Below are 14,469 nucleotides of genomic sequence, written 5' to 3'. Positions count from 1 at the left end.
CCGCCGTTTTGATTTCGGCAGTTTCTGTATCAAGCCTGCTGAAAAACCGTATTTAAAACGGCGTGAGCCTCTGCATCAAACTGACAGGACGTGCGGTTTGTGTTACCAATCAGAGTTCCTTGTCCATATATACATGAGTGTCTTTCTTCCAGCCGTTGCGGGAGTAGAACTGTATACCCTTGTGGTTTTTTTCCAGAACAAGCAGATGTATGCGGATATGTCCGCTTTCCCGGCAGCAGTCCTCAACGGCTGCAAGGAGCTTCGCCCCTACCCCTGAGCTTCGCAGGCTGCCTCTGACCACCATGTTTTCGACATAAGCCACCTTAGCGCCTTCATCCACGGAAATAAGTGACTGAGCCTGGCACATGCCGACTATCTCTCCGTCCTGCTCCGCAATGAAAATACAATAACGCTCAGGGTCGTTCATAAGCATTTCAAACCCTTTTCTCATTGCTGCTTCGTCCACTGTTTCGTTTTCGAGGGCGAGAAGCTCGCTCAAAACCTCTATCATGCCGCTTATATCGCTCTTTTCCGCAGGGCGGAGGGTAATAGTGTCTGTCATGTGTGCTCCGTTATAAATAGTGATAAAATCTCTATAATATTTTTGATCCTTAAAAGCAAATACTCTTTATAAAGCGGCTCTGAAACGTGTTAACAGAGGGGTTTATTAAATTTGTCAAAAAACTATTGCGAAATAGATAAAGGTTTATATCTTATGACATATAGCAGATGCACGGAACGCACGGGAAGCGACATTCCCCTGAGTTGTTCGGAACTCTAAAGAAGAACAAGAGCCGCAGAAGCATCGCTGGAGACAAATACGGAGGTGTTACCCGTTGAGTCACTTTAAAATCCCCTGCCCGGCAAGGTAAAAAAACGCAATGTGCCGATAGTCGGGCAGGGTTTCCAAAATTATGAATATGTTATGACATAGAAAAGGCACGGAGACATGAACCGTGCCTTTATTATTTGTGAAATTATTATTCGGGTTTATTTAAATAAAACAAACAGTAGTGTTTTTATTTGATAGAAATCACTGATTCCATAGATAAAAGCCCTGCCTCATCGCTCCAGCATACAATATCCTGCCAGTTGTCTATTTCGCTTTCCTTAAGAGCTATTTTTTCATTACCGAAGCAATAACCGCTGACAGGTTTGTCATTATTATAAATAATTTCAAAAACCTGTCTGCCGCTTTCCAGATAGGCTTTGATAAGTCCTGAATATTTGTCATCTGAAAAGCTGAACTCATATGCTGTCTTACCGTTTTCAAAGAAATAAACAGATAAACCGTTCTTGCGTCCCAGAACATAATCAGTTTCAGAACGGATATTGCCGCCTTCATAGTATTCTTTGATTTTTCCCTCAAAGGCTCCGTTTTCCAATTTTGATTCTAGGTATATTTGTCCTGATCTGTAAAATATTTTACCGTATTCAGGTGTCTGTTCGGATTTAAGCTGTCCGTTGTCATAGTAAACTTTTATATTTCCGGTTTTTAACCCGTTTCTGTATTCTATTTCATGGGTTTTTCTGCCTCTGATGTCGAATGCAGTAAGAATCCCGTCCGGCTTACCGTTTTTTATTTCTGCTGTGACTTCAGTCATACCCCCGTCTTTTTTCTCACAAACACCGTTTGCTGATTTATTGTTCTGAAGAATGAATATGCCGTTTATAAAAGATGCCCGTTCGCTGTCACAAAACCACTCCGCTGCATAAGTGTTTACAGCTAAGAAAAACAATAATATTAAAGAAAGTTTCATAAAAATTACCACTTAGAAAAAACAAGAACTTCTGAAGAGTTACGGTTTAAGGATTAACCTGATGATAACATGATTTTCTATATGCGCAACACAACTTACTTTTCAGGCAGCAAAAAAGCGGAGCCCGAAAGCTCCGCTTAGCAAATCTACCTTACAGCACCCTTGCCGCTTCGGTGGCCAGCCTGCTTCTTTCCCCTTTGTCTAGGAAAACTGTTGTGCAGTGGCGGAAGCGCGCCTGAGTGAACTTCTCAGAAGCGTTGATGAGCCCGTTGTCCCATTCGTTGAGGTATGGGTTGTCGATCTGCTTTAAATCGCCCGTGAAAACTATTTTTGTGTTGTGCCCTGCCCTTGTGATGATTGTTTTCATCTCATGGGGGCTGAGGTTCTGCGCCTCGTCTATGACGACGTAGGTATCGATAAGTGTTCTGCCCCTTATGTAGGTCAGTGCTTCGATTTCAAGTATGTTTGAGGCCTTGAGGTAGTCTATTGTTATGTTGTTCATCTGGCTTTTGTAGTATATGCCGTCCTTGCCGTCCCTTATCTCCTTGTTGCTGTTGCCGATGATGAAATCCAGATTATCGTAAATCGGCTTGAGCCATGGGTCGAGTTTTTCGGAGATGCTGCCGGGCAGATAGCCCAGATCGCGCCCCATAGGGATAGGCGAGCGGGTAACAAGCATCTTTTTATATGTGCCTTCATTAAGCACGGAATACATGCCCGCACAGAGAGCAAGCAGTGTTTTACCTGTTCCGGCTATACCTATGGCGAAAACAACGTCAATATCAGGGTCTAGGAGTGCTTCCATGAGGTATTTCTGTTTTCTGTTGGCGGGTGATATACCGAAGATATTTTCGTACTCCGTAACCCTTTTGAAGCCTTTAACCTCGCCCTCATCCTCGAAATATTTCACAAGAACGCCCTTCTTTTCGTCCACTTCGCTTTTCATCACGAAATATTCGTTAATTCTGGGGCTGAATTCCTCCATGTTTATGCCGTAGATGTAGTCCGGCATGGGGAGCTCGCTCTCCTGATACATCATGTTTATGTACGAGTCCGGCACGTAAAGAGTGTCGTCCTTGCTCTCCGTGAAGCTTCCCATGCGCTCGTGGTAGTAGTCCTCCGCTTTTATGCCGAGGGCGTTTGCCTTAACACGCAGGTTTACATCTTTGGAGATTATTATTGTTTCGTTCTTCGACTCGTTCTGGAGCTTTTTTGCTATCCCCAGTATGAGGTTATCGTTTCTTCTGCCGGAAAACTCCTCAGGGACGCTCTCTTTTGATTCCCTGTCATGGAACGAGATGAAAAGTGTCGCCCCGCTCTCCATTTTCACGCCTTTCAGGAGATCACCGCCTGTTCTGTAGTCCTCAATTTTGCGGATGAATTCACGGGCGTTGTAGCCGTTGAGATCCACGCCTTTTTTAAAGGAATCCAGCTCTTCCAGAACGATTGCGGGTATATAGATGTTGTTGTCATCGAAGGTTTCCAGAGCTTTCGGCGAGTACAGAATTACGTTTGTGTCTATTACGAAGTTCTTGATCTTTGAGGATTTTTTTACCGCTTTAGGCATTAACAACTCCAACCTTTTCTATGTTGTAATTTTCAACCGAGTAACCTTTAAAGTCAAGGACAGTTTTAGGTTAACCTTTGTCCGCACAAAAATTTAACGAAGATTGACACATGCCCTTTTAATTCTTAAAAACAGGGATGAGGATTTTTGTTTACGGAACACTGATGAAAGGATATGCGGGACATGTGGCTTATCTGGCAGGAAAAGAGCCGGAGGCTGAGGGATATATCCACGGGAAAATGTACCATCTGCCGGAAGGATACCCGACAGCAATATTCACGCCCGGCTTCAGGATTTACGGCGAAGTATATGATATAGATGAAGAAACCATGCACCGAATACGTGAATACGAAGACGTTTTTGAAGCAGAGCCCATTTATGAGGAAAGAACGGCAGATGTATATACAGACAAGGGCGTGATCTGCGCTGCGGTGTTCTTCGCTTCAAAGACCTTTGAGGAGCATGCCGGAGCCTCCGGTGTCCATGTTCCGTCCGGCAGATGGAGCGGAGGCTTATAACCCTTTTTCCGCTCTTATATGGCTGTTTATGGCGTCCATATCACTAATGAGCCCTTCACCCTTCACCACCAGATAATCCCCGACCATAAGGCCTGAAATGCCTGATTTGAAGAGTTTTTCCTTTTCCGCACCGGGGAAGATAAGTGTGCGCCCGCCGCATACCCGTATGTGTTTTTCAGGCAGGAGAAAACGGAACAGAGCCACAATTCTGAGCGCCTCTTCCTGCGGAAGCGGCCTTGAGCCTTCCAGAGGCGTACCTGTTATGGGATTCAGAAAGTTAATGGGCACGGACTGAACACCGATTCCTTTCAGTTCACGGGCGAGCTCCACTCTGTGCTCCCAGCTTTCGCCTATGCCGAATATTCCGCCGGAACAGACATAAAGCCCCGCTTCCACAGCGGCTTTGACTGCGTTGACATCCTCATCGTATTCGTGTGTGGTGCATATATTAGGGAAGAAGCTGCGGGATGTCTCAAGATTGTGGTGGTAGCCTTTCAGCCCGCTGTTTTTAAGGATGAGAAGCTGCTCTTTGGATAATACGCCGACGGAAATATCGGCATCCAGACCTAGGGAGGTTATTATCTCCACCGATTGCCTGAGAAGCTCAAATTCCTGCTCATTCGGAGATTTTCCGCTGATCACTGCCGCATACCGCTTCACACCCGCCTCTGCCATGCGGGCAGCGTGTGTGCGTATCTGCTCCAGGTCGATGTATGGGTAAACCGGCGTGCCGGTTCTGTGGTGGGCGGACTGGGCACAGAAAGTGCAGTCCTCGCTGCAAAGGCCGCTTTTGGCGTTTATTATGCCGCAGGTGTTTATTTCATCCGCGAAGAAATGCCTTTTCAGTCTGTATGAATACTCCAGAAGCTCTTCCAGAGGGGTTTTAATAATTATTTCTATATCAGAATCACTAATCTCCTGACCTTTCAGGGATTTGGCGTACAGGTTCTCAATCATCAAAAATCACCTTAATGCTTCTATTTCCTCTTCTGCGTGTCTGAGGCTTTTCTCCGTTTTCTGAATCTCAGCCGTCTGCCCTTCTATTTCATCAGAAAGGCCGTCCAGCTTGATTTCAAGGTCTTTTATGCGGTTTTTCAGCGCCGTTGTTTCCTCGCGCATTTTCCGCATTTCGGTTTCCATGCCATTAAGCGCGTCCAGCGTGGGGTTTTGCTTTCCGGCACAGGCGGAGATAAAAAGGGAGGAAAATATAATAACCAACAGAGACTTATTCACATTTATCCTGCCGGTTGACTTCATTTACATATTCGGCGAAGAGATAGCCTTCCCTGCCGTTGATTTTGGAGCGCCACCACTCACCCTCACGCTCAATAAGCATTACCTTGCTGCTGTAAACAGCGACACCGACAACATCTCCGTTAGGTGAAGGCCGGTTTCTGAGTTTGAGGCCGCTTCTGGCGGTTATACAGCCGTATTTTACTTCCGGACTGACCGGAACAGCAGGAGCCTGAACAGGCTGAACCACCGCAGGCGGCTCATCCTTAACAGGTTCCGGTTTGGCAGCGGGTGCGGGCTCAGGTTCAGTCACAGCATCCTCTATAACGGGGGCAGGTTCAGGGGTCTGAGCGGCTTCCGTTTCTGCCGCAGGCTCTTCCGCTGCGGGTTTTACTCCTGCGTATTGCTCTTCTATATCTTTCATATCAAAGAAAGTTTTTATCTGTAATCCGCCAAGGAGAAGCACCAGAAGAATCAGCACAGGGGTAAGATACTGCGCCACCGTAAACACACGGAGCGGCTGCCTGATGCCGGAAATATGCTTGATAGCTTCCCTGACATGCTTAGGCCCGACTTTTTTGTCCCTTGCATCTGCCGCTACCTGAAAGGCCTTATCTGCAACAAGGTTTACCTCAAGCGGGAGACCGTGCGAATAGCGGAAAATTTCGACTACAGCAGTGCTTTTCAGCACTTCCGGGTCTGTCCCTTTTGAGAGTTTTATACGATGCTGGAGATAATTTGCCGTATCGCTGAGGCCGAGAAGATTAAGTTCCGTAACGGAGAGAACACGCTCGCTCAGTGTTTTGACATTGCCGTACATAAGCTTGCTGCAAAGCTCCTGAGTGCCGACCATAAGCACCTGAACAAGCTTGCACTGCTCTATTTCCACCTCAGAAAGCTTTTCCAGCGTACGGAAGGTATCTATGGAGTATTCATCAGCATCATCTATGATGATCAGGTTGTTTTTTCCTTTCTTATACTCCCCCACGAAGTAGTCCATCATTACACCGAAATATTCGTTTTCAGTGGACTTAAACATCGCCTCTATGCCGAAGCCGTTGCATATTTTGTGGAGCAGATCAGCGTCAGAAGTTTTGGGAACATAAGAAACATTGCAATTGACAAGTGTTTCACGAAGCAGAGAGCAAAGAGTTGTTCTTCCTGTTCCGGGCAGACCGTAGAGCAGCATAAATCCCTTACGGCTGTTTATGCCGTATTCAAGCATTGTCATGGCTCTGTCATGGGGCGCTGAACAGAAAAAAGCCGCAGGTTCCGGGGTAAGCCGGAAAGGTTTGTCCCTGAAACCGAAGAAATCGATATACATAGCTGTCCTTATCATCTTAATAGCTTAAGACATGATATATGAATTACAAATTATTTTCAATAATATAGGAGAAAGAAAAGAAAACCGCGGAAGAAGGGAAATTAAAAAGCTCCCTTCATATGAAGAGAGCTTTTTATTCCTTGGAATTGTTGTCTCAGTAAAACAAGAGACAGCTTAATCTACGCTGTCTTTGAAAAGTTTGCCGGCAACAAATTTGGGCACCCTTTTGGAGGGGATAGTCATCTCTGCACCAGTCTGGGGATTTCTGCCCTTGCGCTCTTTCCTTGCGGAAACAGAGAATGTTCCAAAGCCTACAAGTGTAACTTTGTCATCTGCTTTAAGAGCTTCAACAGTTGCCTCTTCAAAAGCTTTAAGCGCTTTTTCTGCGTCAGACTTTTTCAGCCCTGACTTCTCGGCAATCTTCTCAATAAGTTCCTTCTTATTCACTACAACCTCCTCACTCAAGAAGTTTCTATAGGTTATACACAGTGGTACCTATAAAATCAAGATATTATTCATTCTTCAACCGCAAAAACAGCAATTTTCAAAGGCTCAGAAGTAGCTCTCTGACTACCTTTGAGGCTGTTACGGTTGACACTCCGCTGTGATCATAATGCGGCGAAAGTTCAACCACATCAGCAGCTTTTATGTTCAATTTACTGATAACACTGAGAATATTATAAATCTCAATAAACTGCCATCCGCCGGGTTCAGGAGTCCCTGTGCCCGGAAAGGCTGATGGATCAAGCACGTCAAGGTCTATCGTGAGATAAACAGGCCTGTTTCCGATAACCTTGGGCAAATCGGCGAAAGGTGTTACCATTGTACCTTCTTTTTTTATAAGATCAAACTCTTCTTTTGTTCCGGAACGGATTCCGTATTGAAAAATATTTGATATACCAGTTATTTCTGAAATTCTTCTGATAACCGTAGCATGGGAAAGCCTTTCGCCCATGTAGTCATCACGGAGATCGGCGTGTGCATCCAGATGAACAACGCATATATCCTTTGTTTTGAGGCTTACGGAGAGCGCATGGAAAAGCGGAAGCGTAACCAGATGTTCACCGCCGATGGAGATAAGTCTCTTCCCTGAGTTGAAAACCTCAAGCGCTGCGGCCTCTATAACACCGAGTATGTTTTTTTTGTTTCCGAAGGAGAGCTCCAGATCGCCTATATCGCAGATTTTCATATCTCCGAGATCAGCGTCCAGCATGGGGCTGTAGGTTTCTATACCGTATGAAGAAGAGCGTACTGCGTCGGGTGCGAATCTTGAACCCGGCCTGAAACTGCATGTTCCGTCATAGGGCACGCCCATGATTATGTTTTCTGCTGTGTCAAAGGGTTCGTCACAGGAAATAAAGCAGTTGCTGATCGGTTCAAATTTCATATGCTCAGTGGTTTCTCCGTTCAAAATAAATTCTAAGCTTTCGAATAAATAGAGGGGAAGCCGTATGCACGGCTTCCCGCCGTAAAAGTTACTATACTACTTTATTAAGAGTTCTGCAATCTGTACTGCGTTTGTGGCAGCACCTTTTCTGAGCTGATCGCCGACTACCCAGAAGCTGAGTGTATTGTCCGCGGATATATCTTTCCTTATTCTGCCCACGTAGCAGTGATCCTGACCGGCAACGTAAAGGGGCATGGGATATTCGTTCTTTTCGGGATTATCCTTAACTATCAGTCCGGGTGCTTTACTGAAAAGCTCACGGGCAAGCTCAGGGGTAATCTCTTTTTCTGTTTCAACAGTAACAGCCTCGGAGTGAGCGGAGAGAACAGGAACACGAACGCATGTGGCGCTGACCTTAATGTCTTTATCGCCCATGATCTTTCTTGTTTCGTTGAACATCTTCATCTCTTCTTTGGTGTAGCCGTTGGCTGTGAAGCTGTCTATATGAGGAAAAACGTTGAAGAGAAGCTGATTGACAAACTTCTCAACCTTGATCTCTTTTCCTTCCGACCATGATTTGGTCTGATCCATAAGCTCCTGCATTGCCTGTGCGCCCGCACCGGAGGAAGACTGGTAGGATGAAACCACCACTCTCTTGATTCTGGAGTAGGCGTGAAGAGGCTGGAGCGCAACAACCATAATGATTGTGGTGCAGTTGGGGTTGGCGATGATGCCTTTATGCTTGAAAGCGTCCTGCGGGTTGACTTCGGGCACTACAAGAGGCACTTCGTCATCCATTCTGTACGCTGAGCTGTTATCCACAACAACCGCGCCTGCTTTAACTGCGGAGGGGGCAAATTCAAGGCTTCTGCCGCCGCCTGCGGAGAACAGGGCTATGTCTATATCCTTGAAGCTGTCGTGCGTGAGTTCCTGCACCGTGTAATCCTTACCCTTGAACTTAAGCGTCTTTCCTACTGAGCGTTTGGAAGCAAGAAGTCTGAGTTCTGCTATGGGGAAGTTTCTCTCTTCGAGAATCTGGAGAAAGGTTTCTCCGACGGCGCCGGTCGCTCCGGCAATGGCCACGTTGTAAGCTTCTTTTTTCTGTAATTGCGCCATTATTGCACCTCAAGGAATATGGTAGTAAATGAAATATTATCAGAACTCCCTTTTGTCAACAGTTAAAGAGCTAATCCGGACTTTAGAACACTATTATTTATCTGAGCTTGTGTTCGTTGTTTGATCGTGCTATCACTGAATAAAGTTAAACTTAACAGGAAAATAATCCATGTACGAAAGGAAGATATACGAAATCCCGCTGAAAGGCGGAAAAACCATGCGAATCCGTCAGGGAGCATTCGGCAGCGGAGAGCACGAAACCACCCTCGCCTGCCTGAAACATCTGCAAAAAATGGACTTGGCGGGGAAAAAGGTTCTGGACGTGGGCTGCGGCACGGGAATATTGGGTATTGCCGCCTGTATGCTCGGCGCTGAAATGTGCATCGGGTTTGACCCCAGCTTCGCCGCATGCGAAACCGCCCTCTTCTGCAATGAGCTTAACGGCGTGACGAACAATTATGTTATATGCGGGTATAACGATGCCGTGCGCGGCAGGTTTGACGTTGTGGCGGCGAATATATATCAGGATATTCTTATTGCGCTCTGTCCTTATATAACTGATATTTTAACTGACGAAGGAATCGCCCTGCTCTCCGGCATTCCGCTGGAATATAATTACGATGTAAGGGTTTGCTACGAAAGGCAGAGGTTCAAAGTCCTTGACTTGAATCTGCATGATGAATATAGTACGATTCTTTTGAAAAAGGGCGGTTAGCTCATCAGGATAGAGTGCAGGCCTCCGAAGCCTGAGGTGATGGGTTCGACTCCCATACCGCCCGTTATATTTTCCTTTATTTACAAGTGAATCTAAAAAATGTTGCCTCATTTACAGACACCCATAAGCGTAATCCTTATGAGTTGTTATTACTCTCTAGTAATGATAAGATAAATATGGAATTCAAGATGCAATTTAAGCTGGAAAACTATAAAACGGTACAAAAAATGAATCCAATGTGCTAAAAGCGAGCAAAAAAATGAACATAAAACAACTCGTAGAAAAGTATCACTTAAACAGAGATTCCTATCTCACTGATGTGTATAATGAAACACAGCTTCGCAATGATTTTTTAAACCCTTTTTTCGAATTATTAGGCTGGGATATTAAGAACAGTGCAGGAAAATTTACAAACGAAAGAGAAGTAATTCTGGAAGAGACATTAAGAACAAATGCTTTTGAAAACTCAAAGAAACCCGACTATACCTTTCGTCTATTTTCTGAAAGGAAATTCTTTGTAGAAGCAAAGAAACCGTTTATAAAAATCGAAACTGACAATAACGCTGCCAAGCAAGTAAGACGTTATGGTTTTACAGCTAAATTAAAAATTTCCATCCTTTCTAATTTTGAATACCTCATCATTTACGATACATCTACAAAAGTTGAGAAAGAAGATACATTTCAAACATCACTTGTAAAAAAATACCATTACACTGAATATGAAAATAAGTTTGATGAAATTAAACGATTATTAGGAAAAGAAGCTGTTTATACAGGTTCTTTTGATAACGAGTGGAGATATATTGAAAATAAGATCGTTCAATATTCTGTTGATAATCTCTTCCTTAAACAAATCAATGAATGGCGAAAATTATTAGGTTTTGAAATTTATAAACATGACCAAGAAATTAATGAACAATTATTAAACGATATTGTTCAAAATTATCTAAATCGTATATTATTTCTGCGTGTTTGTGAAGATAGAAATTTGGAGAATTACCAAACACTTTTGTCGTTTGCTAACGCTGATGACTTCGAAGCCTTAATCAATAAATTTCATAAATCAGACAAACGCTATAATTCAGGACTATTTGACCAGCGATTAGGAAATAAAATCGTAAAAGATATTAGCTCTGTTTTTTGGGAAATTATAAAACAACTTTATTACCCTGAAAGCCCATACTCTTTCAGTGTTTTTTCTTCTGATATTTTGGGAAGTATTTATGAAATTTTTCTTTCTGAAAAATTAATAATTCAAAATAAAATCGTCGAATTAGTGAAGAAAGAAGAAAATAGTGACAGAGATATTGTTACCACTCCAGTATTTATCATCAACGACATTTTGAGAAATACTATTTTACCAAAAATTAAAGATAAAACAGACAAAGAAATTTTTAAATTGAAGTTTGCTGACATCGCGTGCGGTTCAGGAGCATTTTTGTTAGAACTTTTTCAACTGCTACACGACACTTTGGTTGACTATTACTTAAAAAACAATAGCCAATCAAAACTCATTCAAACAGATGTTAATACTTACAAATTACCATTTGAAATTAAACGACAAGTTTTATTGAATTGTGTTTTCGGGGTTGATAAAGATTACAACGCCGTTGAAGCAACGAAATTTGGTTTATTGCTGAAATTATTGGAAAGTGAAGATATGAATTCAACCAATGATACAAAACCTGTCTTACCTGATCTTTCAGAAAATATATTTTTTGGAAACAGTTTATTGAATCCATCTCAAACTGAAAATCCAACAGAGATAAATCCGTTTGATTTCTCAAAACTTCGTTTTGATGCTATTGTTGGTAATCCACCTTATATGAAGTCTGAAGATATGAAAAATATCACACCACTTGAATTACCTGTTTATAAAAGGTATTATAAGACAGCTTATAAACAATTTGATAAATATTTCTTATTTATTGAGCAAGGTTTAGATTTATTAACTGATGACGGGATTCTGGGTTATATTGTTCCAAATAAGTTCACTAAAGTTGGTTCAGGGCAAAAACTCCGCAAGTTACTTGCAGATAATAAGCATTTGCATTCAATCGTTTCGTTTGGTGCAAATCAGGTTTTTGCAGACAAAACAACATACACCTGCTTGCTCATTTTGAACAAGAGAGCACAAGAATTTTTTCAATACACAGAAGTAAAAAACCTTAAGAGTTGGAAAGTACGTAAACCTGAAGCACTGAATTTTGCTTTCAAAAGATTTGAAGATTTAAACAATGAAACTTGGGTATTAGTTCCATCTGAACTAACTGATGTGTATCATAAAATTGTTTCCAAAAGTGTAAAATTAGTTGATTTAACTGGTGATGAGAATATTTTTAACGGCATTCAGACAAGTGCAAATGATGTTTACATTTTCATACCAACTAGTGAGGATAATAACTATTATTACTTTTCTAAAAGTGGTGTTAACTATCAAATAGAAAAAGAAATTACAAAACCATATTTCAAAACTTCTTCTGGCGAAGATAATTTATACACCTACAGAACTTTTAAACCAAACGCGAGGGTTATATATCCATATTATCCAACACAGACTGGTGTTAGTATAATTCCTCTTGCGACCATTCAAAAGCAATTCCCTTTGGCTTATAAGTATTTACAATCAAAAAAAACAATTTTAAGTAATTCAAAAAGAGATATTAAACCTATTCCTCAAACTCAGGACGAATGGCATAGATACGGCAGGCATCAAAGTTTGGATAGTTGCGGGTTACCACAAAAAATTATTGTTGGTGTTCTTTCCGTTGGCGACAAATATGCAATTGACACGCATGGGACATTGATTTCATCTGGAGGCACAGCTGGTTATTGTGTAGTTGCCATTCCTGAAACTCTGAAGTACTCCATTTACTATATTCAGGCTATTCTCAATTCAAAATATTTAGAGTGGTTTAGTGTCTTATATGGTGAAGTTTTCAGAGGTGGCTACATTGCAAGAGGTACAAAAGTTTTAAAAAATTTACCAATTCGCAAAATTGATTTTAATAACTCAAATGAAAAAATGCTTCATGATAATATAGTTAAAACTCAAAAAGAGTTAATTAAAATTCATGATATAATAGATGCTAATACAGGAGATAAGAGAACTTTAACATCACTTGAAAGATGTTTTTCGAAAGAAAGAACGAACTTAGATAAACTGTTAGCCAAATTATATAATTTAGGTAATGATGATTTATTGATCCCTTTAATCAAAGAATTGTATGAAGCTAATTGATAATATAACAACTGAAAAACTTCGTGGTGGTTTTTACACTCCAGCAGCAATAGTTTCATTTATATTAAAATGGGCTATTAACGGAAGCTCTGATTATGAAATATTAGAACCGAGCTGTGGAGATGGAATTTTTTTAGAACAACTAAAAAAAGATAATCACAAGTTTAAATCAGTAACTGCTATTGAACTTGATGAAATTGAAGCAAGGAAGACTAACAAAATCAAACTTAGAAATAAAACCATTATTAATACTGACTTCCATTCGTATTGTAATAAGACAATAGAAAAATTTGATTTAGTTGTTGGTAATCCTCCTTATATCCGCTATCAATATTTCAATAAAGATCAGCAACAGGAAGCAGATGTAATATTCAGAAGAGCGGGATTAAAATATTCAAAACTTACTAACGCTTGGGTTTCTTTTGTAGTTGGTTCAAGCTTATTGTTAAAGGAAAAAGGGAAGATAGGTTTTGTCATTCCTGCTGAATTATTGCAAGTTTCATATGCAAAGCAATTGCGTGAATTTTTAGCTCATTACTATAACAAGATCAATATTATCTCATTTGAGAAGCTTGTATTTACAGATATTCAACAAGAGGTGGTTTTACTTTTATGCGAAAAAAATGGGAATGATTCACATTTAATTGAACACTTAGAATTGCGAGATGCTTCTGACCTTTCAACTTTGGATATAAATAGGTTGAAATGCCCTGCCAAAAGAATAGATTTTAAATCCAATAAATGGACTTATTATTTTTTGGAACAAGACGAAATTGATTTTTTAGAAAATATTACTGTAAAAAGAAAAATTCCGACAATTGGGAACTACGCAAGTGTAGAAGTCGGAATAACAACAGGAGCAAATAATTATTTCACCGTTCCTGCTTCGACAGTTGCTCGTTATTGTTTAGAAGAATTTGCAAAACCGATGGTCGGTAGAAGCGTTCAAGTGAATGGTGTTATTTTCACTGAAAATGATTGGCTTACTAATCTGCATGCAGAAGTCAAGGCAAACCTATTGATTTTCCCTCCTAAAGAAAAACTCAACGGACATGTAGAGGTAAACAATTATTTAAGGTATGGAGAATCACTTGGTATCCATCACGGTTATAAAACAGGCATTCGTGATGATTGGTTTGTTATTCCATCTATCAAACTTTCAGATGCATTATTCGTACGCAGAAATAATTTATTTCCTCGTCTAATACTGAATGAAGCTAATGCATATACCACAGATACGATGCACCGTGTTTTCATTAAAAATACAACTAATAAAAAGGCGTTTATTGCAAGTTTTTATAATTCGCTTTCATTGGCATTTTCTGAAATTGTAGGTCGTAGCTATGGCGGCGGTGTGTTGGAATTAATGCCAAGCGAAACAGAACAAATTTTATTGCCTTATCAAGAAAAAAACGCAGAATTACTTTCTACCATTGATAGAGTTATGAGAGAACAAAAGAATATTATGGAAATTTTAAAAATCACTAATCAACATATTTTGAAACAAGGCTATGGGTTTACGGACAAGGAAATTTGTTTAGCTGATAGTATTTGGAAAAAACTATCAGTTAAGAGATTAAACAGAGGGAAAAAATAAAACCATACTCA

Annotated in this window: 13 protein-coding genes and 1 tRNA gene; 5 read left to right on the top strand and 9 right to left on the bottom strand. The window is 41.1% G+C overall.

The features are described 5' to 3' along the window. Window positions 1-109: 109 nt before the first annotated feature. The 3 genes from OSQ85_RS11230 to OSQ85_RS11220 form a co-directional block, all read right to left on the bottom strand. Entirely contained in the window at window positions 110-562 is a 453-nt protein-coding gene (locus OSQ85_RS11230) for a GNAT family N-acetyltransferase (protein WP_265823151.1), read from the bottom strand. A gap of 457 nt (window positions 563-1,019) precedes the next feature. Beyond that, window positions 1,020-1,604 carry a toxin-antitoxin system YwqK family antitoxin gene (locus OSQ85_RS11225; RefSeq protein WP_265823149.1) on the bottom strand — a complete coding sequence of 195 codons (585 nt, stop codon included), beginning with the start codon at window positions 1,602-1,604 and terminating at the stop codon, window positions 1,020-1,022. A gap of 307 nt (window positions 1,605-1,911) precedes the next feature. Then, window positions 1,912-3,327 (bottom strand): PhoH family protein, encoded by a 1,416-nt coding sequence (locus tag OSQ85_RS11220; RefSeq protein WP_265823148.1) that lies wholly within the window; start codon window positions 3,325-3,327, stop codon window positions 1,912-1,914. A 137-nt stretch (window positions 3,328-3,464) separates the two neighbouring features. On the opposite strand from OSQ85_RS11220, the gene OSQ85_RS11215 reads away from it, so the two are divergent. Further along, complete coding sequence (locus tag OSQ85_RS11215) at window positions 3,465-3,845, top strand: gamma-glutamylcyclotransferase family protein (protein WP_265823147.1); 381 nt, start codon at window positions 3,465-3,467, stop codon at window positions 3,843-3,845. Here the strand turns inward: OSQ85_RS11215 and bioB are convergent. The 6 genes from bioB to OSQ85_RS11185 all read right to left on the bottom strand — a co-directional run bounded on the left by bioB (window position 3,840) and on the right by OSQ85_RS11185 (window position 8,905). After that, a complete protein-coding gene (gene bioB, locus OSQ85_RS11210) occupies window positions 3,840-4,802 on the bottom strand; it encodes a biotin synthase BioB (protein WP_265823145.1) in 963 nt (320 codons plus the stop codon). The genes OSQ85_RS11215 and bioB overlap by 6 nt on opposite strands. A 6-nt stretch (window positions 4,803-4,808) precedes the next feature. Further along, window positions 4,809-5,078 (bottom strand): coiled-coil domain-containing protein, encoded by a 270-nt coding sequence (locus OSQ85_RS11205; protein ID WP_265823144.1) that lies wholly within the window; start codon window positions 5,076-5,078, stop codon window positions 4,809-4,811. After that, window positions 5,071-6,402, bottom strand: a complete 1,332-nt coding sequence (locus tag OSQ85_RS11200; protein WP_265823142.1) for an AAA family ATPase — start codon at window positions 6,400-6,402, stop codon at window positions 5,071-5,073. The genes OSQ85_RS11205 and OSQ85_RS11200 overlap by 8 nt, the downstream gene beginning before the upstream one ends. A gap of 174 nt (window positions 6,403-6,576) precedes the next feature. After that, on the bottom strand, window positions 6,577-6,849 hold the full coding sequence (locus tag OSQ85_RS11195) for an HU family DNA-binding protein (protein WP_265823141.1): 273 nt from the start codon (window positions 6,847-6,849) through the stop codon (window positions 6,577-6,579). A gap of 97 nt (window positions 6,850-6,946) precedes the next feature. After that, window positions 6,947-7,789: an agmatinase gene (gene speB / locus OSQ85_RS11190; protein ID WP_265823139.1), complete on the bottom strand. Its 843-nt coding sequence runs from the start codon at window positions 7,787-7,789 to the stop codon at window positions 6,947-6,949. A gap of 96 nt (window positions 7,790-7,885) precedes the next feature. Further along, window positions 7,886-8,905: an aspartate-semialdehyde dehydrogenase gene (locus OSQ85_RS11185; protein WP_265823138.1), complete on the bottom strand. Its 1,020-nt coding sequence runs from the start codon at window positions 8,903-8,905 to the stop codon at window positions 7,886-7,888. Between the two features lie 169 nt (window positions 8,906-9,074). Between OSQ85_RS11185 and OSQ85_RS11180 the strand changes: the two genes are divergently transcribed. From OSQ85_RS11180 to OSQ85_RS11165, 4 genes are all read left to right on the top strand, one after another. After that, a complete protein-coding gene (locus tag OSQ85_RS11180; RefSeq protein ID WP_265823137.1) occupies window positions 9,075-9,620 on the top strand; it encodes a 50S ribosomal protein L11 methyltransferase in 546 nt (181 codons plus the stop codon). Continuing rightward, window positions 9,611-9,684: transfer RNA gene (locus tag OSQ85_RS11175), tRNA-Arg, on the top strand. The genes OSQ85_RS11180 and OSQ85_RS11175 overlap by 10 nt, the downstream gene beginning before the upstream one ends. A 195-nt stretch (window positions 9,685-9,879) precedes the next feature. Further along, window positions 9,880-12,861, top strand: coding sequence for an Eco57I restriction-modification methylase domain-containing protein (locus OSQ85_RS11170; RefSeq protein ID WP_265823136.1), 2,982 nt, complete (start codon window positions 9,880-9,882; stop codon window positions 12,859-12,861). Continuing rightward, window positions 12,848-14,458 (top strand): class I SAM-dependent methyltransferase, encoded by a 1,611-nt coding sequence (locus OSQ85_RS11165; protein WP_265823135.1) that lies wholly within the window; start codon window positions 12,848-12,850, stop codon window positions 14,456-14,458. The genes OSQ85_RS11170 and OSQ85_RS11165 overlap by 14 nt, the downstream gene beginning before the upstream one ends. The last annotated feature ends 11 nt before the right edge of the window (window positions 14,459-14,469 follow it).

Origin of the sequence: Geovibrio ferrireducens (genome assembly GCF_026226615.1) — a bacterium.
In the GTDB taxonomy this organism is placed as follows: domain Bacteria; phylum Chrysiogenota; class Deferribacteres; order Deferribacterales; family Geovibrionaceae; genus Geovibrio; species Geovibrio ferrireducens.
The sequence above is the reverse complement of the archived record's forward strand: the minus strand, read 5'-3'. Positions and strand labels throughout refer to the sequence as shown.